Annotated in this window: 15 protein-coding genes and 1 tRNA gene; 8 read left to right on the top strand and 8 right to left on the bottom strand. The window is 33.4% G+C overall.

What is annotated here, in order from left to right:
- Positions 1-180: 180 nt before the first annotated feature.
- The 3 genes from TERY_RS01080 to TERY_RS01070 all read left to right on the top strand — a co-directional run bounded on the left by TERY_RS01080 (position 181) and on the right by TERY_RS01070 (position 4,221).
- Positions 181-253 (top strand) — tRNA-Met (locus TERY_RS01080).
- Between the two features lie 2,684 nt (positions 254-2,937).
- Positions 2,938-3,537, top strand: a complete 600-nt coding sequence (locus TERY_RS01075) for a peroxiredoxin (RefSeq protein ID WP_011610119.1) — start codon at positions 2,938-2,940, stop codon at positions 3,535-3,537.
- A 132-nt stretch (positions 3,538-3,669) separates the two neighbouring features.
- Entirely contained in the window at positions 3,670-4,221 is a 552-nt protein-coding gene (locus tag TERY_RS01070; RefSeq protein WP_011610118.1) for a redoxin domain-containing protein, read from the top strand.
- 656 nt (positions 4,222-4,877) lie between these two features.
- On the opposite strand, the gene TERY_RS29615 is transcribed toward TERY_RS01070, so the two are convergent.
- The 3 genes from TERY_RS29615 to TERY_RS01060 all read right to left on the bottom strand — a co-directional run bounded on the left by TERY_RS29615 (position 4,878) and on the right by TERY_RS01060 (position 6,358).
- A complete protein-coding gene (locus TERY_RS29615; RefSeq protein ID WP_370497365.1) occupies positions 4,878-5,087 on the bottom strand; it encodes a DUF4277 domain-containing protein in 210 nt (69 codons plus the stop codon).
- A 16-nt stretch (positions 5,088-5,103) separates the two neighbouring features.
- A complete protein-coding gene (locus tag TERY_RS01065; protein WP_011610117.1) occupies positions 5,104-5,337 on the bottom strand; it encodes a DUF4277 domain-containing protein in 234 nt (77 codons plus the stop codon).
- A 145-nt stretch (positions 5,338-5,482) separates the two neighbouring features.
- Entirely contained in the window at positions 5,483-6,358 is an 876-nt protein-coding gene (locus tag TERY_RS01060) for a 4-hydroxybenzoate solanesyltransferase (protein ID WP_011610116.1), read from the bottom strand.
- Positions 6,359-6,852: 494 nt separating this feature from the next.
- Here TERY_RS01060 and TERY_RS01055 point away from each other — a divergent pair, with 494 nt between their 5' ends.
- Positions 6,853-8,487 carry an HD domain-containing protein gene (locus TERY_RS01055; RefSeq protein ID WP_011610115.1) on the top strand — a complete coding sequence of 545 codons (1,635 nt, stop codon included), beginning with the start codon at positions 6,853-6,855 and terminating at the stop codon, positions 8,485-8,487.
- Positions 8,488-9,021: 534 nt separating this feature from the next.
- Here the strand turns inward: TERY_RS01055 and TERY_RS29610 are convergent.
- From TERY_RS29610 to TERY_RS01035, 4 genes are all read right to left on the bottom strand, one after another.
- Positions 9,022-9,267, bottom strand: a complete 246-nt coding sequence (locus tag TERY_RS29610; protein ID WP_011610114.1) for a hypothetical protein — start codon at positions 9,265-9,267, stop codon at positions 9,022-9,024.
- 1,033 nt (positions 9,268-10,300) lie between these two features.
- Entirely contained in the window at positions 10,301-11,176 is an 876-nt protein-coding gene (locus tag TERY_RS24590) for a DUF928 domain-containing protein (RefSeq protein ID WP_011610113.1), read from the bottom strand.
- A 286-nt stretch (positions 11,177-11,462) separates the two neighbouring features.
- Positions 11,463-13,826 (bottom strand): CHASE2 domain-containing protein, encoded by a 2,364-nt coding sequence (locus tag TERY_RS24585; protein ID WP_011610112.1) that lies wholly within the window; start codon positions 13,824-13,826, stop codon positions 11,463-11,465.
- 549 nt (positions 13,827-14,375) lie between these two features.
- Positions 14,376-15,692: an AAA-like domain-containing protein gene (locus tag TERY_RS01035; RefSeq protein WP_011610111.1), complete on the bottom strand. Its 1,317-nt coding sequence runs from the start codon at positions 15,690-15,692 to the stop codon at positions 14,376-14,378.
- Between the two features lie 1,401 nt (positions 15,693-17,093).
- On the opposite strand from TERY_RS01035, the gene TERY_RS01030 reads away from it, so the two are divergent.
- From TERY_RS01030 to TERY_RS01015, 4 genes are all read left to right on the top strand, one after another.
- Complete coding sequence (locus tag TERY_RS01030) at positions 17,094-17,669, top strand: helix-turn-helix domain-containing protein (protein ID WP_155994211.1); 576 nt, start codon at positions 17,094-17,096, stop codon at positions 17,667-17,669.
- A gap of 113 nt (positions 17,670-17,782) precedes the next feature.
- Complete coding sequence (locus TERY_RS01025) at positions 17,783-20,509, top strand: ABC transporter transmembrane domain-containing protein (protein ID WP_011610109.1); 2,727 nt, start codon at positions 17,783-17,785, stop codon at positions 20,507-20,509.
- A gap of 330 nt (positions 20,510-20,839) precedes the next feature.
- Positions 20,840-22,723 carry an HlyD family efflux transporter periplasmic adaptor subunit gene (locus tag TERY_RS01020; RefSeq protein ID WP_011610108.1) on the top strand — a complete coding sequence of 628 codons (1,884 nt, stop codon included), beginning with the start codon at positions 20,840-20,842 and terminating at the stop codon, positions 22,721-22,723.
- 284 nt (positions 22,724-23,007) lie between these two features.
- The gene (locus tag TERY_RS01015) at positions 23,008-23,769 is read left to right on the top strand and encodes a peptidylprolyl isomerase (protein ID WP_011610107.1); all 762 of its coding nucleotides are present in this window, start codon (positions 23,008-23,010) and stop codon (positions 23,767-23,769) included.
- 448 nt (positions 23,770-24,217) lie between these two features.
- Here TERY_RS01015 and TERY_RS34315 read toward each other — a convergent pair whose 3' ends face one another.
- Positions 24,218-24,376, bottom strand: coding sequence for a hypothetical protein (locus TERY_RS34315; RefSeq protein ID WP_196797185.1), 159 nt, complete (start codon positions 24,374-24,376; stop codon positions 24,218-24,220).
- Positions 24,377-24,395 lie beyond the last annotated feature (19 nt).

The following is a 24,395-nucleotide window of genomic DNA, read 5'->3' as shown; positions in this document are numbered from 1 at the left end:
GGACTACCAGGGAACAAGTAATTAACTAGTATTTATGACAAAATATGTCTTCAAAAAAAACAACTAAAAATTCAGCAACTTATAGATGAGGCTTGAAAACTAATCTTTTGAAAAAAAAATTCTTAAATGATTGACAAAAATATAATAATTTATGCTATTGTTATAAATGGTTAAAAACTAGGCTCAGTAGCTCAGTGGTTAGAGCAGGGGACTCATAAGCCCAAGGTCGCAGGTTCAAATCCCGCCTGAGCCATTTTTATTAAAAGTTATTTTTAAGGTAATTTCTAAAGTTTCCCATAGCTTTTAGTTGTGGGGGTATTTCTACTGAGCGAAAGTTATAAAGCAGGTTCATCTTTTGCAAGTATAAGCTCGGCGCTACTCACCCTAAACCACTATCCTTGCCTGGTGCCTCTGCGTTTTTTGTCTCGAACTACCTGCACGGGAATAATTAATTAATACATGACATATTTCTTCAAAAAAACAACTAAAAAGTCGCCTGGTAGTTTTTTTGCATGGAATAGATCTAGTTCGGAACAGGAAGTTTATACAGGACATACAAAGGATATATTTATACCTTAATTTTTTTTTATTTTTTACTTAATATTATAACTTCTGTGATAATTTTTGGCGTCATATCACTGAATGTTTTTTCGATTCCCAAAAGCCTGAAAGCTAATATTCAGTTAATGCTTTAATATCTAATCAGCTAGCCCTAATTAGGGTTTACTAAGAAAAATTTATAAATTCTTGAAATTATTACAAAGGAGTTCAACTGGCTATCATTATAGAGGGTTTTTCTAGGGATAATTTTCCATTTAACAGCAGTTAAAAATTTTCTAGTGAACTTTCAGGTTGACCCACTTTTATGTAAATGATTGTGTAAATAGATATATTATTTTTGATGTGTTTTTTTAGATGCAAATAATGCACAATTTATGATGAAAAAATGCCATAAATTATTAGTTTGAAGTTTTTTATATATTTCTTATAGCAAGTATAAATTAGTCTTTACTAATCACCAAACAATCATTATTAATCTTAGATTGCATATCCGAAAAAGCTGATGTGTAATGTCTATTTTATCAATGATTCTTTTTAGAGTGTATGCATCAGAAGAGGAATATCGAAACAATATATTTGTTCTGTACTAAATATCTCTATTCGGAGTATTCTCATCTCGTTCTATTACAAAATTGATTATAAGTTTTGGAACCTTAAATCCTAATAGTGTGGGTATAATATGAGCTAGCTTTAAAGTTTTATCCTCAAAACAAAACTCGTAAGTTAAGGGAAAAAGTTTTACAAGATAAATTAAAAAATGTCCTGTAATGGAATTGTGAAATGTTTACTGTATGAGAGCAAAAACCTGAAGCAACAAAGTTAAATTTTTAGCATCCCATTGTGAGTTATACATAGTTATAGAATCATCAGGAAGAGGGTTTCGATTCATAAAGAATACTCCTTGGAAAACTTCAGGTAATCCGTAGGTTAATCCTTTTTAATCCATATTGGGATATTACTAAGTTGTTGTTTTTTAATTACCATTGCTGAGTTTTGAAGAAAAGACGTTGGAAAAAAATATCTTTGAATTATATTTATTTAATTATATATCCTGAAATTATAATTGTTATAGTATTTATTGATTATCTCCAAGTAGATTGATTTTGTTGACATCTTTTTCTCTCAAACACCTTACTGATATTTTTGAACCGTAATTCAGTAGAACAAGACTTTTAAGTATCTATTAGTTGAGTTTAGGAAAATAAGTATTCGTATCAAATTAATTACGAATCTATACAAGCTAAATTTTTAGCGTTTTTGTGAGATCGAATAATTAGGGTTAGCTGAAAAAAAATGAAAGCATTTACTTAAATATTATTAATAAATTTTGTGGGAAAAACATTTAGAATAAGTTGGCAAAACTTAGCCAAAAATGGATAATTTAAAGCTATTAAGGATAGAAAAATTGAAATAAAATATTTCCGACGATATCCTGTGTAGTTCTTATTTAGCCATACCTCTGTGACTCAATATTTTGTGTCTCCTTGCCTCTTTCTCTTACCCATAAAACATATTCAACAAGTTATTATAATAGGTAAATCATTTTGTTTATTCACCTTATTTGCCTAGGTAGCCGTTAAAATTTGTGCTATGTAACAAGATATAAATTTTATCTCAAGTTAACTTTCTAGAAGAGCTTGAAGTGACTTTATAAAATTTAATATAGTTTAGCAATTTCTGTGAGTACCTACTTAGCTAAAAATCTTCAGTCCGAAAGTTATCATAAGTTTTAACAATTGGTTTGATAATAATATACAGGATTATCTTATAGGGTAAATATGCTAAAATATTAAATAAGGCTATTTGTATTTGTTCCAAGTAAATAAGATTTCTGGGGTTTGGATAACTATTGTAGTGTACTGTTAAATTCAGGCCATTTAAGAGATGGTTACTATTGTTTTATGATTTTAGGATAGTTTCCAGGGCAAACTCATCTAGTTTGCTGATTTCTATATTTTTAATGGAATAAACATTATGTTTGTAAAATATATTGTTAACAAGTACAAGAAACCTATGTCTATTGATAATTACTCCTGGTTTATTCACAAAATGTGTTGATCCTTGGGTAGGTTCTTCATATTACATAAATTAGCTATTTTATGGCTGTCAGACGACAAAGTACAATTTGTTAAGTGGAAAAACTTTAACAGTAATTTTCTTAAAATAAAATCTATAACCATTATGATTAATATCTTGAGAAGTGAAACAGTTAACTGTTAAATAATCAACTTTTTGATGGTCTTAAATACTGTAATAATAACAGTTTGCTGATGAAGGTATCAGTAATTAAAACTCAAAGCTTTTAAAACTATTAGATTGAGATTAACTAATAGTAAAAAAAATTATCAACTCATTTTAATTAAGGAGATAAAAATCATGACAGACGAATGCCTGCGTGTGGGCCAAAAGGCTCCGGATTTTACAGCTACAGCTGTAGTGGATCAGGAATTCGAGACAATTAAACTGTCTGATTATCGTGGTAAGTATGTAGTCTTGTTCTTCTATCCCTTGGATTTTACTTTTGTTTGCCCAACCGAAATTACAGCGTTTAGCGATCGTTATAAAGAGTTTGAGTTACTTAACACTGAAATTTTAGGAGTTTCTGTGGACAGTGAATTTTCACATCTAGCTTGGATTCAAACAGATCGTAAGTCTGGAGGTATTGGGGATCTTAATTACCCCCTATTATCTGATATAAAGAAAGAAATTAGTACAGCCTACAATGTTTTAGATCTAGAGGCTGGTATTGCTCTGCGAGGATTATTTATTATTGATAGAGAAGGTATTATCCAGCACGCAACTGTTAATAATTTTGCTTTTGGCCGCAATGTGGATGAAGCTATCCGCACTCTACAAGCTATTCAATATGTACAAATTCACCCAAATGAAGTTTGTCCTGTGGGCTGGAAACCAGGGGATAAAACTATGAATTCTGATCCAATTAAGTCTAAAGAATTTTTTGCTGCTGTTTCATAAATTGTTTTAGCTACTGGAGAAAGTACTTCATAATTTCCAGAAATATTCACTCCAACACTATGGCTGAGATGTTTGACCTCAAAGTGTTGGAGTTATAAATTTGAAATGTTGACTCTTTAATTAATTCTGATTATGCTAACTTCTTATGATTTTAGGGGTTTACTAAATCAACGTTTTTTTCAAAATTTATTACCTATTCCAGCTATTAATGATTTGGATAATGGTAAAAGAACGCCAGATTTTGAATTACCAGATATTACAAATGGTAAGTTGGTTAGATTATCTAACTATTGGGGAGTAACTCCTGTCATAGTTGCCTTGACTCGTATTTTTACTGAAAAGCAGTATTGCCCGTTTTGTTTTCCTCATATTTTGGCTTTAAACAAAAATTATGAAAGGTTTTTAGAACGAGGAGTAGAAGTATTAATGATTACTAGTACCGATGAGAAGCAAAGTAAGATAGTTGTGAATGATTTAAGTTTAAAAATGCCATTGCTTAGTGATTCTAGCTGTCAGGTATTTAAAAATTACAAGGTTGGTCAAGCTTTAGGGGCGCCTTTATCAGGGCAGTTTGTATTGGATAAACAGGGTAGACTTTGCTACAAACATTTGTTTTCTTTTCTAGATCATAATGCTAGTATTGAGGACTTGTTGGGTATTTTAGATAATTATATTTTTGAGTAAAATAATTATTTACAGTTGAAATTAAGCACCATTACATTCATTGTTTTCTTACTCTAATTTGAAGTGAGTCATACAGCATAAAAATTTTGGTATCACAAATGGATATAATAAATTTTTGTGAGGTGCTTATTTCAGTAAAATCAGCGATCGCTATCAGAAACCAAAAGCAAATTCTGTATTCCAATTATGTTAAAACTAATATTAAATATTTCCAAGCTTAGGATATTAAATTAAGTATTCAAGGTTTTACTTAATAATAATTATAAAGATTATCAAGAAAAATATCTATTACACACAATCTTGATAGTATTATCTATTACTTTAATATATCTATTTCAATCAGCTTGGCTGTAGATTTTCTTGCAAAAGTAGCTTGACATAAGCATTTAATATTTGTTATCTCAATTTTATTGAGTATTATATTGGACTATCTGCTACTATTAAGCTGTCATAATTAAACTTATTTTTAAATTCTTTGAATTACTAGAGGAAATTATTTTTGATATGATTCATTTCTATCTCTTATTCTTATATATAAACGTATGCCTCGGTCTCCAGTAGAGATTAAGTCTAGTCGTTGAGCTATAGAATATCCAAAAAATATTTTCACAACTTTTAACTCTTGTTCTTCAGTAGCTTCATTATTTTCTACTTGATCATCTCCATGAGCATATAATGAACTTGAAACAAGAGTGAGCCGTATCTGTTTCTAGTTGATAAGTTTTCATTGTTTCTAACACCACATACATAAAAATTTTACTTAATCCTTTTTGATATATCTGGTCTAATACTCTTCCCAATTTATCATCATTAAAATACTCTACTTTTACTCCTGGTCTAATTAAATTTCCTATGGTAATTCCCAGGAAAAAATCTGTTAAATCAATATAGTGGAGATAAAACCTTACCTAACCCATTCAAGAGCATTTCTTTAAATACCTGAACTGCTGTTACTTTTTCATTTGTTGATTCTCCAATTAACTCATTTATCTTCTTTCCTATGCCTATTTTATAAAGGATTCTTTCTACTAATCTTAAATGGTCTAAATTATTTACCTCTAATGATGTTTTTTTACCATTTTTTCCTACCTTAATGAGATTACAAAGACAGTTCAAGTTTTTTTTAATTAATCTAAATTGTTACTCAAATTTTATCGTTGTTCAATACTAAGTTTTGTAGCTCTAAATGTAGGTTTTAAAGTTTATCTAAGTCATCGAATTCCTACATATACTATTACTATAGTACTTTTATAATTTTTGTTCAAAATATTAAACCTGTAATCATACCTGCTAATAAGATAAAACCAATCCAAACATTTTGTCTAAATATCTGAGCATAAGGTTTCAAAATATCTTCTTGCCCTAATTTTTTGTATTGAATAAACCAAAAAACTGTAGCAATTCCAAGAGTTATCCAAAAACCAGTATGTAGCTCCATTTTTATGCCTAATAGCCCTAAGAAAATAGTAGTTAAAAAGAAACATATACCCACAGCATTATTAGCATATTTACCAAAAAATAAAGCGCTAGAATTAATGCCTAAACGTTGATCATCTTCACGATCACTCATAGCATACACTGTATCAAAACCTAATGTCCAAACAATAGTTGCACCCCACAATATCCAAGTTGCACTATCTAGCTTGGCCACAGCAGCACTCCAACTAATTAAAACAGCAAAGCCCCAAGCAATAGATAATACTAACTGGGGTACTGGAAAAAATCGCTTTGCTAAGGGATAACAAATAATTACTGGGACTGCTGCTACAGATAGCCAAAAACTTAGAGGGTTGAGATATAAGGCTATAACTCCAGCACAAGCAAAGGCAATAATAACAATAATAATACCTGTTTGAATGGTCAGAGCGCGGGATGTCAAGGGGCGATCACGAGTTCTCTCTACTTCTGAGTCAATATCTCGGTCCCATAAATCATTAACTACACAACCGGCAGCACTGGTAGCTAATGTTCCTACTACTATTACTCCGACTAATGGTATAGGTGGCATGGCATGGGTCGCTAAAAAAACAGCCCACAAGGCAGGAATCATTAAAATAAAACGCCCGGCAGGTTTATCCCATCTGAGAAGTCTGATGACTTTCATTAAGGTTGATTCAGGTGAAGCGGCTTGGGTCATTTCAGTTATTGGTTATGAGTTGTTAGTTATTAGATATCTGCGGAAACTAAGTTTTTGCCTAGTAAATTCAAAAGTTTGAGATTAATTTTCCTAGAGGTATATTAGTTATCAGTTATTATTACTGGCCACTAAAGTCAGAAGTTTGAGACCTTATTTTTGGGTCAATATTTTTCTAGCTTATATGTATGGTCATTTTATCTCAGTCAGGTAGATTACTAGCTGCCAAGGTATTCACAGGATAAAGGTTAGAAGGTTAATATTTTTACTTTACAGACTCAGAATATGTTGTAACACTTAAGATTATTTTCTAATTTTTTCATTTTAAATACCTTAAAAAATATTGTTTGTCAAGAACAAATGTCAATTTTACTAATGTTATATAATAATTAAATATATAACATTTTTTAATATAAAATTTCGGATATATGTAATTGAAAATACATTGTATCAGTAATTTAAAATACGTTGTATCAGCAATTTAAAATACGTTGTATATGATTACATCAGTTCCTTTAGTTAGATTTCCTGCTCCACTAGCAGGCCAAAACCCGATATTAGCAGCAATAGATATTGGTACAAATTCGTTGCACTTGGTTGTAGTAAAAATTGATCCTAATTTGCCGACTTTTACTATTATTGACCAAGATAAAGAAACAGTAAGACTAGGAGAGTGCGGCACGAAAGGTAACTTAAAACCAGAAGTGATGGATAGAGCGATCGCTACTTTAGAGCGTTTCCAACAAATTGCTAAAAGTGCTAATGCTAAACAAATCATTACAGTTGCTACTAGTGCTGTAAGAGAAGCACCTAACGGTAAAGAATTTCTCAATAGAATAGCTGATGAGTTAAACCTATATGTTGACTTGATATCTGGTCAAGAAGAAGCACGACGAATTTATCTAGGGGTACTTTCAGCAATGGAATTTAATAACCAACCCCATGTTATTATTGATATTGGTGGAGGTTCCACAGAGTTGATCTTAGGTGATAGTGATACACTGAGAACTCTAAGTAGTACAAAAGTAGGTGCAGTACGTCTGACTAAAGAATTTGTTACCACAAATCCCGTTAGTAAGAGTGAGTTTGCCTATCTGCAAGCTTACATTAGAGGCTTATTAGAACGCCCGACCAAAAACATATTAGCTAATATCAAGAAAGGTGAAAAACCTCAGTTAGTCGGAACTGCTGGTACTATTGAAGCTTTAGCGACTATTAATGCTTATGAAAAATTGGGTAATGTACCAGCTCCCCTGGGTGGTTATCAGTTTAGTTTGACAGAATTAGAGGAGTTGGTTAATAAGTTGAGGAAGTTACCTATTTCTAAAAGACGAGAAATTCTGGGAATGTCCGAAAAGCGAGCAGAAATTATTTTGGCGGGTGCTTTAGTGTTACACGAAGCAATGAGTTTATTAGAGATGGAGTCGGTGACTGTGTGTGAAAGCAGTTTGCGAGAGGGGGTAATAGTTGATTGGATGTTGAATCATGGTTTGATTGAGGATCACCTTCGTTTCCAAAGTTCAATTCGCCAACGAAATACTCTAAAAATTGCGCAAAAATACCAGGTTAATTTGGAGTATAGCGAACGGGTTGCTTTTTGGGCGTTATATTTATTTGACCAAACTATGGGAGTTCTGCATAACTGGGGAAGTGAGGAACGAGAATTGTTATGGTCAGCAGCAATTTTGCATAATTGTGGTATATATGTAAATCATTCAGAACATCATAAACATTCCTACTATTTGATCAGAAATGGGGAGTTATTGGGGTATACTCAAATTGAAATTGAAGTTATTGCTAATTTAGCTCGTTATCACCGCAAGAGTTTATGCAAGAAAAAACACGACCATTATCAAATTTTACCCAAAAGATATCAAGAAATGGTGTCTCAGTTGAGTTCATTGTTACGTTTAGCGGTAGCTTTAGATAGGCGACAAAAAGGGGCGATAGCTAATTTGACCTGTTGGTTAAACACAAAGCAACAGGAATTTCATCTCTGGTTACGGCCTGCTAACCCTAAAGATGATTGTGCTTTAGAATTGTGGAGTTTGGAAAATAAGAAGGAGGCCTTTGAAAAAGAGTTTGGTTTAAAATTAATAGTAAATTTAGAATCTGCCTCGTTAGTAACTTGATTTGATAGCTGAGTGAAAGAGGAAGTTCTTGATAAAAATCACTAGGAATGTTTCTAACCTTAATTGGTAAAACGAATATCGCGAAAACTTCTGGCAACTTTATTCTCAGGACTTACGCAAGGACATTATATATAGCGGATGAAAAATTAAGCGATCGCTATAATTGGTTTTTCATTGAAAAAAACTTAAATAGCTGTCGTTTTAATTGCAGGATATTTAAGTTGAGATACTAGATACTTAGATAATAATTGATGTTTGAGCTGATAAATAGTTTTACCCAAAATATAAGCTATTTTTTTCAAATGATTCCAGATAAACATAGGGTAAGCAATATGATTTTTTAGAATTTTTGCCAGATGACATTAACAAAATTATATTTCTTTTAAATACTTGATTCTGGTGTAAAATTCTTCGATTTTCCATCTAGTTTGCTACTCGAATTCTACATCATCTGTAGAAGATTGACTTAAGTCATTAGTGACAATGTATTCTGTCCTCTTGGCAGAAATAGTAGCCCAGAATAGATTGATTTTTTTATCTCAAAATAATTCCTTTAATTTTTATTATTTTACCTGATTTTCTTTCTGATTCATTCCAACTTAATGTAGCAAATTTTTCTGCACCACAAGTATCATCTATGCTCTGGATTAATTTTTCAGAGCAATAATAAATTTTTCGCATATTATCTATTAATGCTATTAATCTTTGTGTTGCATAACAACTATCTATTAATACAGTTTTAAATGGTAAATTCTTCTGATTTATTACATTAAATTTCATCTCTTTAACATGGTGTATTTTAGTTTTTTTGTTACTATCTGGATTATATATGCGGTAATTTAATACTAAAAATTGTTCATTTTTGGGGTTCAAATATATACAATTAACTATTCCTATTCCTCGAGTTACTTGATGTTAATTGCTACTATATTGCCGTCGCACAAGTTAAATTTTATTCGCGTATTTTTTGTTAATTACTATGCTATTAAAAATTAGATATGCTGCTGTATTTGGGATAATTTTTTCTCTCAAATGTGACCATAAGTATTCTGAATTTAAAGATTATGTTCTGAAATAACGATTAATTACTTGATTTTAATTACTACTATATTGCCGTCACACAAGTTAAATTTTATTCGCGTATTTTTTGTTAATTACTGTGTCATTAAAAATTAGATATACTGCTGTATTTGGGATAATTTTTTCTCTCAAATGTGACCATAAGTATTCTGAATTTAAAGATTACGTTCTGAAATAACGATTAATTTTATTATGGCTAATATTTTCTAAGTAATTTGATTAATTTTTGATGGTATAATTTGTATGATAATTTAGTAACTATTGATAATAATCAAGGTAGTTAAAATTCATATTATTAACTCAAACCAAAAATAAAATTATTCTTTGGGCAAGAGTTGTTGGGCAAGATTTATTTACATAGAGCAACACTTATAGAGCTTAGAAAAATTAACTATACCTAAGCCTTAAGTTATTTCGGTTTTTATGGTAATAAGGCCACCAATAGTAGGCGATCGCTCTATTAAATATGCGCTATACATAGGGTCCTTGCGTAAGTCCTGGTTATTTATCAATAGTCATATTTTGAGCTTTGGAACTAGCTTCGGTATTTCAAACATATACCACTGAATGTTGTCTGTAACTTATCTACGACCCAGGCTACGAAAATCGTTTTTGACTCAAGCTACTTAGGGAAATAAGACTTATACCAACTTGTAGATAATACACTGCCTGTAGAGGTTAATAGTCATTAAACCCTACTAGATATAATAATTCTGCGTAAGTCCTGTTAGTACTACTGATCGGAAACATTACAACAATTTTGAATCTCGGTCTTAGTCAAATCATAGTCTGGAAAACGGATACCATCTTGCTCCAATAAACTATTCCATCTAGTGGCGATCGCTACATTATTAGGATAACTCCGGCGCAAGTTTCCTAATGTCGTAATAGTCTCATGCCACAAACCATTTTTCCCATAAATATCTATCATTTCCATCACAGTTGTAGCCGAGCTCAACTGACTAGTCAAACTCTCGGTAGTTGCCTTCCGCGCAACCACTGCTTCAACAGATAAATTCTTGGACTCATTTCTACAGTTAAAAACAAATTGCCAACGATATTCTTTTCCTACCTGTAAACGCGGTGCAGCAGAAGGTAACTTCAAACTAATAATTCCCCGTTCAGATTCAACATTAAACTTAGTTTGATAAATTTCCTTTCCAGTATCTTCATCCTTCAAAGTGAAATTAATAGAGTTGTTATAGCCAGGAAGATATAACCAAAAAGTCGGATGACTTGCTAAAGTGTATCCGAAGTTGCTTTGAGGAATGAGAGCCAAAAGAGGCTTTTCCATTTGAAGACATAATTCAGCAGGATTATTAGGACCTCTAGTCCGTCCATCTCCATGAGGTTCTATCGCCTGATGCCCCGCATCTCCTCTGTTCCCTGGTCTACTTATTGGTGGGCTTTCAAACGGTTTATGCTTTATTGGCATATTAACTGGTGGCTTCTTTTTCCTCTGCTCTGGTCTACTTTCTGTCATGTGATTCCCCCGATCTCGTTTGTTCCCTGGTCTACTTGTTTGTGGGTTTTGAAATTCCCCCCAAACTAGTTGAGTCATTCCTACCAATAATCCCAAAGCACAAATAATAACTTGTTTATATTTCATAGAATTTTATCCCTCAAAAAAAACTTTTTGTAATACCAATTTGTTCAATAGATGGAAGAATTTAATTTACCAAAATGGCCTGGATAAATAAAATGTCTTCATCTAACTTCCCTCTTTCCAAGCTATGCTTTACAAATATTTTTTATGAAAATAAAGCTTGACAAAATAAGCATATTATGTATAAGTATTTAATAGGCTTTTGTGGGAGAAAAAATGTATTCTCTAAATACATTTTTTTGAAGACTTAAAGTATTTGAACTTAGTTATTATACTCTTTTCTTTCTCCCTATTCCTCTTCTACCGGTCCTGGGAGCTTCCTGGTCTTAAAAAAGTGAGAATCATCAACGAAAATAATGACAGTATTCACAATTAAGACCAAAATAGATGGTACTAATGGAACTACAAAACCTTGAACTAGAAAAAACAAACTAACCGAATATAAAACAATAATATTTCCTCCTACAAATAAGAAAAATAAAAAACCTCGAAAAAAATGTCCGATCACATAACTCAAAAAAGACCAAGCAAAAATCCATAGCCATTCTACCCACCAACTCCAAAAAATAATCAAAGGTCTGCCATATAAAACTGCACTAATAATTTGACTGACCTTGTGTGCGTGTATAATAACACCAGGCATTTGCTTTTGATTAGGAGGCTGAACATTACTATAAGGAGTATAAAACTTGTCACCAGAAGTACGGTCTGTAATGCCAATAATGACAATTTTATCCTTAACTAAAGAATCATTAATGTTCCCATCCAAAACTTCCGAAATACTAATTTTTTGAGCTACTCTATTATCTATATGATGAGAATTTCTATAGTTAAGTAAAATTTGAAATCCACCATCGTCAAGTTTTTCATAAATACCATTTCCTTTTCTCAGTTTCCTGAAAGTAACATTACCAATTCTAATACTCTCCGAGGAAATATTTTTGGCTTTAACTCCTTTAATTTCCAAAAAATCTAAGGCCACTATAGTACTCAATGAATACTGTGTTTTACAAGGATCTTTCTCTTCTAAACCCATAAACATTAAGTGGCGACGGACAATGTCAACTTGACCATTATCAAGAACTACATCAGTAAAACCTAAACGTTCTTTTGGCACTCCTTCAGGAGGTCTTGTACCAGATTTATTTGGGCTATTTTCACTGGTACTACAAACAGCAATTATTTTCTGATTATTTTCCAAAAGAGTCAATAAATTTTGATAATCAGCCTCAGAACCTAAAGCTTTCTCCCGCCACAAATCTAAACCAATAATTGCCGGTTGTAAAGTATTTATTTTTTTTATTACATCAGCCAATATCTTATCTTTTAAAGTCCCACCTTTACCATATTTTTTAATGTCTGTTTGTGTAGCTTCAACAATTAAAATATTAGGGTCTCGTTTTTCTTTGGGTCGCCATTGCATTAAGCGATCAAACTCATTTAACTCAAATGGTTGGAGCCAACCTAAAGCTCTCATAATAATGGCTAATACCCATACTAAACTAACAATAACCCAACTTGAACTTAATCTTTTAAGTTTAGGTAAATCCAGATTATTTTCTAAGTTTGCTAACTGTTCCTCAACCCAATCTGGATTAAAAACTTTCTGATAAATCTTATTAAAAACAACTAATTTATCTTGTTTTTTTAGAACTATACCTGATAACTTTAAAGACATCTGTACTTTACTATTATTAAATTTAACTTCTCCCTTCTTAAGAACCTTTTGATATAGTCTCAGTAATTCAATGTCACTAAGTAAATAATCCCGTATATGTTTTAAATGAATAGGATTATCTTTATCTTCCCAATCTTTGACAATATTTTTTTCTAGCAAACTATCAACATCTACTTGAGTAGTATCAGCATAATCAACAATAATTTGACAACTTTTTTGAGTTAAAAAAGGTTGGCCTCCAGTCCAATCAAAAACTTTTTTTAACACAATATCTGGCTTTTCTACAAATTCTTCTAATCCCTGAATTAATTTTTTCTTGGTTTCTAAAAAACTTAATTCAGTTAACTCAATTCCATAGCCAATATTAAAAGGAGTCTGTCTTATATCTCGAATTAAATCTCCTGGAGTAACTGCACCAAAAAAAACAAAAACTAATCGATGATAATCAGAATTTTTATCCTCAGCACGGCGATTATAACAAGACCGAATAAAACCTAAAAATTCTTGTTTAAAATAAGATTTTCCCAATGTATCAATTTCATCAAGAAAAATATATATTTTCTGAGTAGGAAAATTAATAAATAAAATTTCTTCAATAAACAGTTTGCAACGCTGAGGATTATTAATTTTTAAGTTTCGATGAGTAGCTATCCAGTCTTGATAATTGCTACTATTTTCTAAGTCACATCTATCTAATAGCTCAATTAAAAAACCATCATACCAAGATTCTTTTGGTATCGAAAAATCAGACAACATACTCATATCAATTGAGATGCATTGGCAACCTTGGGAACTTAATTGATGTGTTAATCTATCTATAACTTTTACCCGCAAACTAGACTTACCCATTTGACGAGCATTAAACACATAACAATATTCTCCTTTTAGGAGTTTTTCCAATAGTTCTCTATCTTGTTTCCTTTCTACATAAGTCGGGTCGTCTGCTGATAAGCTTCCTCCAGTATCATGATACATAATAATTTCATTAATAAATATTTGATGTCCTCGCCTCCCAGCAAGGTTTTACTGATCTGAAGTTCCTTGGGAGTTGAAGGGTTAATATCTAACCATTAGCACTAATTCAGATGTTAAGTTTTAGTTGGTTTCAGGTTTCAGGTTTCAGGTTTCAGGTTAACAGAAATAATTTTAGCTCCCTTCTTAAGGACGGGGTCTTATGGAATTCAAGAATTATTAAAACGACAGACCAAAATGATGATTTTGGTAGTAAGAATACATTATCAATTTGTTAACTTTAAATCTGATACCTTAAATCAAAGTCGTCTTAAAAAAACTTTGAATAATTTGGCATAATTCTACATCGTTAAATGGAACAAATCAGTCAAAATAAAAAATAGTTACGTTTGTTGATTTTTAAATATAACGCCTAATAAATAATACCTAAAACCTATTAAATAAATGTCAATAAATTTGCATTATTCTACATGGTTTAATGGAACAAATTCAGTCAAAATAAAAAAGAGTAAAGTTTGTTAATTTTTAAATCTAACGCTTAATACCTAAAACCTAAAACCTAATGCCTAATAAAAACTCTCCAAAATATTTTTGATATAACTGACAACCAGTTTTAGCCTTATTACCTTCAATTTTAATTAATCCCATAGCTTCTAGCTGACGTACCTCTCTATTTTTATCAGAAAAACTGACTGGTTCATTAGCTTTTAATATTTCTTGAAAAACTGTTTTAATTTTTGACCTTTTGTCTATAGTTTCTAAATGTCTGCTGAAATGGTCTCGATAAATTCCACTATCAGTGGGGGCTTCTTTTAAGAATTTTTCAATTGTCAATTCTTCCTGAGACATTCTATATAAAGCTAACCTAATTAAATAAGGATGCCCTCCTACCATAGACATTAAATCAGTCACTATTTTGGGGTCAAGTTGGTATAAGAATATTAATCGAGTTACTTCTTCTTTTGTAAACTCCTTTAATTCTATTGAGCTGCCTACATTAAAAGGAGATTGATAAATATCTAATTTGCCATGATATTCTGTAGAATAAGCAATTACTATTCGTAAATTTTTCCAAATTTTGACATTATTACTTTCTTCATACCAATGTCTTAACATCCCACAAAAATCTTTAGTTATTTCTGGATATTGGAAAATTTCATCCACTTCATCTAATATTAAAACTAAGTTTTTCTGTAAATTCAGCAATAGTGATTTTAAATCTTTAGTACAAGAAATTTTAGCATTATTATTATCCCAATTAGAGCCTTTTGAAACATCTGGGAACCGACTTTTGATGATTTTATTAAATGCTTTAATAAAATTATTAACACTACTGATATTTGGGGGCTCAATCAAAAGATCGAATCTCAGATACTGAGAAATATAATTATTGTCATTTGCTTTGGCTTGTATCTGATTGATCAGAGAAGTTTTACCCATTTTTTTGGGTGCTTTTATTCTGATTAAAGAACCTGGTCTTTCTATAGTCTCGTAGCATTGAGATTCAACAGAACGACGTGGAATCTGATGACGTTCTATATAAAAAGGGGAGTCTGGTTCTTCAGGTTTATCTGGCATTAAAATTGGATAAGAAGCATAAGATTTAATTAGTTGTTGATCAACCATATCAGGTTTATATTGGCTAAATATCTTAACTAAGTATTCTGTTGCTTTACAATTCTGATTAGATTCTAAATAGTTGAATTTTTTAGCGATCGCTTTGAATTTGTGACTAACATTTGTCTCTACACACTTGAGGGCTTTAGCAATTTCTTTACGTTGCTTATTAGCAAATAATAACTTTAGTGTTTTTTCGTCATTCTTTGTTAATTGAGAGGAATAAATATATTCAAATATTTCTTTATTCATAACTTTTTTATTTGCCAGTTTAGCACATATTTTCTACCTATTCTTAATGTTCATAGTTTTTGATAAAGACAATAATCGATCCTCATAAATCCGGTTTCTTCTTTAGGTGCATATGTTCAAATTAAATGATTATAATATTTCAAGGTATTATTATAGCAATTCTATCTCAAGAATCAAAATAATGGCCTTTTAAGGCAGGAGGTAGAAGGTGCCTGTGCTAAAGTAAAAGAAGTTGGAGCTATTTTTTAAGAAGTCATGATTCTACATGCAGCATTTAGGTCCCTATTGTACTTAGGTATTTTCACCACAGAAAAACCCCTTGAATGTTAATTTAGATAAGGAAATCACAGTATGTACCATAAAAATAGCTAAAACCCTTGCTTGTTAAGGATTAGTACTTTTTTACAGTTCAAACTTTCCGTTGTCTATATTTGGGCGTATTTTTTACTGCTTTTTTTGTGTAAGTCTCAATATGAGGAGAATTAAAGTACCAGAAAAGCGATGGCTGCCCTTCACACTAAATGCCAAATTATTGTTTGAGAAAGATTTAGCTTAATAGTAAAAAGGTGAATTATATTTTCACCTTTTCCCTCACTTTATGCTAGAGGAGAGACTTTATTTCACTTTTGATCTATTCAAAAAAAGCTGATTTATAATTAAATTCGTTGGGAAAGGAAAACTGAAACTACTCAAAAACTTAATATATAAACCTTTCAGCTTTTTAAGCTTTAAAAAGACTTTACCCTTTAATAATAAGGATCTTAGCTACTTTTTTTAGTTTAGTTCTCAACAAGTCTATTGTTAATTATTTGTTCTGAAGATAGTGACTAATTTCAGAAAATAATACAATTCAACTAGCAAGGACAAAATTATGCCTAAAGTTTGTGATTTAACAATAAGTATTATAGCTTCAAGAAGGTTATGCGTCAATAAAGTGTGGGAATAGTAATGTAACTATTGTTCCTCCATACTTTTAATTCTTATAGAATGTCTTCTGTGTGGCCATCACAAAACTCAGGTATCCAGGTAAAAACTAAACCGAGCAACTAGAGAGAACCAATGGAATTGTTAGACAGCAAAAAGATCTTGGGCACCGGCGACAGAATAAGTTTGGGAAAATATGACTACAAACCTTACGGTTACCTCAGTTTGTTGTCAGTTACTTCAATTGGATTTCTGGATCCACATTCGTAAAGAAAAATACTGCGGTACAAAAGGCCTGGTTAGCTCTTGCCGTTTGGGAATGGAATAATCTAGTTATTGAACCCACACTTTGCGCTTTGCACCACTGGGTTTTTGAGATTATAAATTTCGTTGAGAAATATCTCTGTGAGAAAAACTGGAGTGTCAAAAAATAATTATAAACCTATGTTATACAATCACTCAAAATCCAAAATCACAATGAATGAGTCAAGTTTACACGGCAGCTGCTTGACGTCTTTTCAGCGTAAATTGTTAGAAAAAAGTCTAGATAAGAAGTTGACCAGGCAATATCGCCAGAGAATAGAAATCATGCTTCTAGCAGATGAAGGCAAAACCCAGACCCAGATCCGTGAGGCTATAGGTTGTTCTCTAGCTACAGCTAGATACTGGATATTTATTGCTCAGTCTGGTCAAGCTCAACAATGGAAGAATCACCCTATAGGTCGTCCTCAAGAAGTTAATGAACAATATTTAGAGCGGTTGAAAGAGTTATTAACTAATAGTCCTAAGAAATGTGGTTATGCATTTGAGCGGTGGACTGCTAATTGCTTAGGGAAACATTTAGCTAAAGAATTTGGGGTAGAATTTAGCGATCGCCATATTAACCGTTTAATCAAAAAGATGGGATTATCTACTAAAACATTATCAGCTCAAACTGATGAAACTATTAGTCAAAATGCCAAGAGAAAAAACATTGCAATTCGCGACCTGACCTCAGAGCAAAATGTTAACTCTGATTTGGAAACGTTAACTTTCAACACTTTAGTTATTTAAAATAAGAATCAAACGCTTTTTTCCCTGAGGCTTTTTGACAACAAAGCAGCATGATCTTAATTTTCAACTCCAATTTAATCAAAATAAATATTTAATAACTAAAATTTTGAGTTATGGTTAAAACTGCATCCACTCCAAGTTTAACTCAAGAGCAGCTTAGTGATGTCTTAGGATATCAACTTTCACAGCAGGAAATAGAAAGTTGCTTGAAAAATATGGAAAATTTAACGCCCAAAGTCGGTCAATTTTGGCAAACAGCAGATGCTCAAACCGGCATATATATAATCACCAAAGGCAAAGTTAGACTCTTAGATACTGAGGGTGAATTAATGACTACCCTTGTTGCTGGAGCTTCATTTGGGGAATCTACCCTATTTCCAGATAACTCTTTTTTATCCTACTCTGCTAGAGCATCAGTAAATCTCAAACTTTCCTATCTCTCTCGAGAAGCTCTACTCCCACTAATTAAAAAACATCCTCAAATTCGAGAACATCTTTACCAAGTTGCTCTCAAACTTAATGCTCTACAGAAAAAAGCGGAGCCAGAAATTCCCAATTCTTTGGGTAAAAATCTGCCAGAATTTAACAGGACTGAATATGAGCAACCAGAGGTTATAGGACAAAAAGCTATTAACAAAGCCTATTTCCCTAGTCCCACCCAAAGAGTAGGTCATCTCTGGCAGCGTATTACCAGACGCTATCCATTCTTTGCCCAACAAAGCGGTTCTGACTGTGGTGCGGCTTGTTTAGTCATGGTTGCTCGTTACTGGGGCAAAAATTTCAGCGTGAATAGGGTGCGCGATATTGCTAATGTAGACCGTAACGGTGCTTCACTTCGAGGATTATCTGCTGCTGCAGAAAGCATTGGATATTCTACCAGACCAGTTAAGGCAAGTCTTGATCAATTAGCTAAACAAAAATTACCAGCGATCGCTCACTGGGAAGGTAAACATTATGTGGTAGTCTATGAGGTCACCCATAAACAGGTGATCATCGCTGACCCCGCTATTGGTCAACGCCATCTTACTTATCCAGAATTTAAAGCTGGTTGGACTGGCTATACTTTACTCCTACAACCTACTGCATTAATCAAAAAACTTAAAGATACCACTACTCCTTTCTGGCAATTTTTTGAGTTGGTCAGTCCTCATGGACAAGTTCTATTGGAAGTATTTATCACTTCTCTAGTAATTCAAATATTTGGACTTATTACCCCTCTATTTACCCAACTACTACTAGACCGGGTAGTTGTTCAAGGTAGCACTCTAACTCTAACAGCAGTGGGATTAGGTTTAGTGCTCTTTGGCTTATTTCAGGTGGCTATGACGGGTTTGCGACAATATCTCCTTGATCACACGGCTAATAGAGTACATATAGCCATGATCGTTGGGTTTATTCGCCACACATTCCGACTACCCATGAGTTTTTTTGAGTCTCGTTATGTGGGGGATATTATTGCTCGGGTTCAAGAAAACCGGAAAATTGAGAATTTCTTAACTGGAGAAGCTCTTTCTATTGTCTTAGATTTGCTGACGGTATTTGTTTATGTAGGGCTAATGTTCTGGTATAGCTGGAAGATGGCTTTGCTAGCATTGGTTATTGTGCCACCGTTTTTTTTATTAGCACTTATTGCTACACCCTTTCTCCAAAAAATCTCTAGAGAAATATTTGCCGCTCTAGCTGAAGAAAGTAGTTATCTGATTCAATCTTTGACTGGTGTAAATACTGTGAAATCTCTGGCAGTTGAGCAAACAGTACGCTGGCGGTGGGAGGAACTTCTGAATAAGTCAATCAGAAAAAACTTTTCTGGACAGGTGATGGGTAACCGACTGCAAATGTTTAGCTTAACTATTGAATCTTTAGTAACGACGGGGTTACTATGGTTTGGAGCTTGGTTGGTTATTCAGGGAGAGTTAACTATTGGGCAGTTGGTGGCTTTTAATATGTTGATAGGTAATGTGATTAGCCCTTTTCAGCGACTGACGGTTTTGTGGAATCAGTTACAGGAGGTGGTTATTGCCATGGAGCGTATTAATGATGTGATTGATACTGAGCCTGAGGAAGATTTACAATCTCAGGCACGTCAGTATTTGACGGAGCTACGGGGTAATATTATTTTTGATAATGTGACTTTCCGTTACCACCCAGAAAGCGATATTAATGTTTTGGAAAATCTGAGTTTTGAGGTGAAAGCTGGACAAACTGTGGCTTTGGTGGGGCGCTCTGGGTCTGGGAAGACAACAATTTCTAAGTTGGTTTTGGGGTTGTATCCGCCTACTGATGGGAAAATTTTGATTGATGGTTACGATATCACGGCGATTTCGTTGCCATCCCTGCGGAATAAAGTGGGTGTGGTTGATCAGGATACTTTTTTATTTGGTGGCACTATTCGGGAAAATTTGACTATGGCTTGTCCTTCTGCAACTCTTGAAGATATTGTGGATGCTGCTAGGTTAGCTGGTGCTGATGAGTTTATTCAACGGTTGCCGATGGGTTATGAAACTCAGATAGGGGAAGGTGGGGGTTTGTTGTCTGGTGGTCAACGGCAAAGATTAGCGATCGCTCGTGCTTTGTTAGGAAAACCCTGTTTTTTGGTTTTTGATGAGGCTACTTCTCATCTGGATGTTGAGTCGGAGCGAATTATTCAGAGGAATTTGAATACTATTCTCCAGGGTCGCACTTCGTTAATTATTGCTCACCGTTTATCTACTGTGAGAAATGCTGATCTAATTTTAGTGTTGGATCGGGGGGTATTAATTGAGCAGGGAAATCATGAAGAGTTGATGGCGAAACGGGGACATTATTATTATTTGAATCGTCAACAGTTAGATGTTGGGTAGGTAGAATAAAAATTTAGGTTGGGCAAAACGAAGTGAAACCTAACAAAGATTTTAACTTTTAACTTCCGTAAAACGGTATAAGGCACGAGATTTTACCATTTATAAAAAACTTTTCTACGGGGTCTTTGGAGAAAGGTAACTACGCCGACAGCACTTTTGAGATTAGGCTGAATAGCCAGAAACCCCTACTGAAATAAAAACTGCTGTAACTCTGATCAACTAACTTCTAACCCGGACCTGGAGGAGAAGTAGGTGGGGATATTGCATACAACTTCAGTACAAAAGTAGAGGGTAAATTTTACTAGAAAAAATACAATTATTATAAAAGTTATGCCACAAGAATTGAACTTAACTTTAGAGTCAAATGGTCATAAACCTTTAGAGGTTGACTTAGTAACATTAGAAAAAAGTTTGAAGAATTCTAACTATCAAGAAACAGCAGTTACAAAGTTAGATGAATCTGTTGATGATTGGTCTTTTGCTACTAAAGAATTATTAGATGCTTTACCACAACGTTGGACACGAGGATTACTATATCTTTTAATAGGATTTGTAGCGATCGCTCTCCCTTGGGGAATGTTTTCTCAAGTAGATGAAACTGGTTCAGCTAGAGGACGTTTAGAACCTCAAGGTGGTACTTTTAAACAAGAGCTAAATTTAACGTTTACCGCATATACACAAACGGCAAAAGTTGAGAAAGTTTATGTTAAACAAGGGGATAAAATTAAGGCTGGAGATATTTTAATAGAATTAGAATCTCGCCCTATTCATGACCGACTTGCTCAACTCCAAATTCAACTGCAAAATCAGAAAAATCGACTTAGTAAGATTCAACAACAAAAAAATCAATTGGAAATTGAACTTCGTACCCAAGAACGACAAAATGAATCTCAAAAATTAGAAAAATTAGCTCAAGTGGGGCAAGCACGACAAAACGCACAATCTCTTAAAACAATGTACAATTTACAGGAACAAGAAAAACTGACCCAAGTTCATCAAGCAGAACAAAATTTGGCGGCTCTCAGAAGAACATTAAATTTACAAAGGGAAGAAAAATTAGTACAAGTTTATCAAGCAGAAGAAAATTTGGGAGCTCTTAAGAGAGCGTTGAGTTTACAGAAAGAAGAAAAAATGGCTCAATTCAATCAAGCAAAACGACAATTAAAAGATAGTCAAATTGCTTATCAATTATCAGAAATTCGCTGGGAAAAGGCTATGAAAGAAGTAGAACGTTATCGTGGTCTTTGGGACCAGGGTGTGGTGACGGAAATACAATTAGTTGAGCATGAAAATATTGGGCGAGAAAGACAAAGAATGTTGGAGCAAAGTCAAGCAGATATTGAGCAAGCTAAATTACGAATAGAAGAGCAAGAGGGTAGTTATAAGAGGGTTATTCATCAAGGAAAGGCAGATATTAAGCAAGCTGAATTACGTTTGGCAGAGCAAAAAGGTAGTTATGAAAGAATTATTAATCAAGGGGAGGCAGATATTGAGCAAGCTGAGTTACGTTTGGCAGAACAAAAGAGTAGTTATGAAATGGTAATTAATCAAGTTAAGGCAGATATTAAGCAGGCTGAATTACGTTTGAATGAGCAAGAAAATAGCTCTAAAACTATTACTCATTCTGGGAAAATTGCTATATCAAAAATACAAGAGCAACTTCAGAGTATGGATAGTCAAATTGTTAGTATTCAAGGAGAAATTGCTCAGACAAATAAAGAGATTGATTCTTTAAATTTTCAGTTAGAGCAACGAGTAGTTAGGGCGCAACAGGGAGGTACTATTTTTAATTTCCCCATCAAAGGTGTGGGAGATGTTGTGCAACAAGGAGAGATGATAGTGGAGATAGCTCCTAGGGAAACGAGTCTTTTATTAAAGGCGGATATGGCAACTACAGAAAGTGGTTCGTTAAGGGAAGGAATGGAGGTAAAAATGAAGTTTGATGCCTATCCTTTTCAGGATTATGGTGTAGTTGGGGGATGGTTGAAAGAGATTTCTCCTACTTCAAAAATGCAGGAAACTGCTGAGGGAAATGTGGCTATTTATGAGTTAAAGGTTGAGTTGGATGAGTATTGTATTCCTACTGCTAATGAGTGTGTTGTTTTGCGTCCGGGGGATACGGCAACGGCTGAGGTTGTTGTGCGTCAGCGTCCTTTGATTGATTTTATTCTTGACCCGTTTAAGAAGTTACAAAAAGGAGGTTTAGAGTTGTAGAAATAATTAATGATTGACGGTTAATTAGGGTTACCAGAAGTTGATAATATTATGTTGGTTTGAATAGTTATAATTTAAGCTGGTAGTAAGGCAATAGCCCTAATGTGGATATTTCAATAGACAAAGCCCTGGGACAAACAAAAAAATTGTACTGTTATAAATTGTTTGCGGGTCATTGGGCGCTCAGTTACCACCAAGAAATTCATTTTTTTGCTTATAGTAGAAGTCATTTTTAGATGACTTTTGATACTCATTTTTTTTATTAATTAATTAGGAGAATAATTATGTTACAATCTATTATTATTACTGCTGAAGATATTTTGAAGCACATTAAGTTATCTTTAAAAACTTCTGAGCTGAAAGAAGAGATTATTACTCGCGAGATTATTCTGAATGCAGCGAAGGAAGCGGGTATAAAAGTGGAGACTGAAGAACTGCAGAAAGCGGCAGATACTATGAGGTTTGTAAATAAACTTCATAGCGCCCAAGACACTTTTGCTTGGTTAGAAAAGTTTTGTCTATCTATTGATGATTTTGAGGAAGTTGTCTATATAAGTGTTGTTGCTCAAAAATTGGTGGCTCATCTGTTTGCAGATAAAGTTGAGCCATATTTTTATGAAAATCAATTGAATTATGCTGGTGTGGTGATGTATGAGGTGGTTTTGGATGATCAAGATTTAGGGATGGAATTATTCTATGCTATTCAGGAAGGGGAAACAAGTTTCTATGATGTGGCTCATGAATACATTGAAGATATAGAGTTACGTCGTCAGGGGGGATATCGAGGGGTGTTGTATCGTAAGGATTTGAAACCAGAGATTTCTGCGGCTGTTTTTGCGGCTAAACCTCCCCAGATGATTAAACCTATTGTGACTTCTAAGGGGGTACATTTGATTTTTGTGGAGGAAATTATTTCAGCAGAGTTAGATAATAAGTTGCGCTCTCAGATTTTTGCGGAGTTGTTTGATGAGTGGCTTAAGAAGCAAGTTGAGTCGGTTGAAGTTTTAATTGATTTAGATTTAAATAGTAAACTTATTGCTGCATAGTCTCATTGGAGTAGTTATAGGGTTTGGGGTGGCGTCATCATCTGATCTTGTCGCCCTCAACACTACTGCTTTCTACTCCTCAGTCCAACCGATGTCAATGCCAAATATCACCCAGTTGAGCATCACATTTTCCACTGGGTCATATCTTTTTATGGGGTAGCTTGGGTTGAGTCACGCAGTCTTGTAGTCAACATAAAGCACAGAAAATGCCTCAAAAAAGTATTACTAAACTAGCAAGCTTTTAAGAGGTATTTTCCTTTTATTAGTGATGGTCAGTTTTTTAGCTGTGCCTATGGTGCCTGGTAACCAAAAATGAGGAACTAGCAAGATTAGTTAGTCAATTAGTCACAGCAAAGAAACTGTCGAAAAGGTAGGAAAGAATTGTTGACACAGTTCTGAACCTATACTAAGATTTAATCAGGACTCACGTAAAAGTACTTAGTGCTGCTTAACGTGTACGAAACCAATCTTTTAATCTGTTCCACCACCTCGATCCTCCTAATGTATTCGTCATTTCTCCCTCAGTCAAATCGTTGAGATAGCTTTCAGAATCTAAGAACAAGTCAGCACCAGCAGGACTTAAATCAGAGATGTTAATGTTAGCCATTTTTAAGTTACTCCTTAAG

The sequence above is a fragment of the Trichodesmium erythraeum IMS101 genome, assembly GCF_000014265.1.
Lineage (GTDB): Bacteria > Cyanobacteriota > Cyanobacteriia > Cyanobacteriales > Microcoleaceae > Trichodesmium > Trichodesmium erythraeum.
Note: the sequence above shows the minus strand (reverse complement) of the source record. Positions and strands in the feature narration are given on the sequence as shown.

Coding starts and splice junctions, on each gene's coding strand:
- TERY_RS01035 (WP_011610111.1), bottom strand. CDS start 15,692: ATGAATAAAGAAATATTTGAATATATTTATTCCTCTCAATTAACAAAG.
- TERY_RS24585 (WP_011610112.1), bottom strand. CDS start 13,826: ATGTATCATGATACTGGAGGAAGCTTATCAGCAGACGACCCGACTTAT.
- TERY_RS01075 (WP_011610119.1), top strand. CDS start 2,938: ATGACAGACGAATGCCTGCGTGTGGGCCAAAAGGCTCCGGATTTTACA.
- TERY_RS01025 (WP_011610109.1), top strand. CDS start 17,783: ATGGTTAAAACTGCATCCACTCCAAGTTTAACTCAAGAGCAGCTTAGT.
- TERY_RS34315 (WP_196797185.1), bottom strand. CDS start 24,376: ATGGCTAACATTAACATCTCTGATTTAAGTCCTGCTGGTGCTGACTTG.
- TERY_RS01015 (WP_011610107.1), top strand. CDS start 23,008: ATGTTACAATCTATTATTATTACTGCTGAAGATATTTTGAAGCACATT.
- TERY_RS01030 (WP_155994211.1), top strand. CDS start 17,094: ATGAATGAGTCAAGTTTACACGGCAGCTGCTTGACGTCTTTTCAGCGT.
- TERY_RS01070 (WP_011610118.1), top strand. CDS start 3,670: ATGCTAACTTCTTATGATTTTAGGGGTTTACTAAATCAACGTTTTTTT.
- TERY_RS29610 (WP_011610114.1), bottom strand. CDS start 9,267: ATGAAATTTAATGTAATAAATCAGAAGAATTTACCATTTAAAACTGTA.
- TERY_RS01055 (WP_011610115.1), top strand. CDS start 6,853: ATGATTACATCAGTTCCTTTAGTTAGATTTCCTGCTCCACTAGCAGGC.
- TERY_RS24590 (WP_011610113.1), bottom strand. CDS start 11,176: ATGAAATATAAACAAGTTATTATTTGTGCTTTGGGATTATTGGTAGGA.
- TERY_RS01060 (WP_011610116.1), bottom strand. CDS start 6,358: ATGACCCAAGCCGCTTCACCTGAATCAACCTTAATGAAAGTCATCAGA.
- TERY_RS01020 (WP_011610108.1), top strand. CDS start 20,840: ATGCCACAAGAATTGAACTTAACTTTAGAGTCAAATGGTCATAAACCT.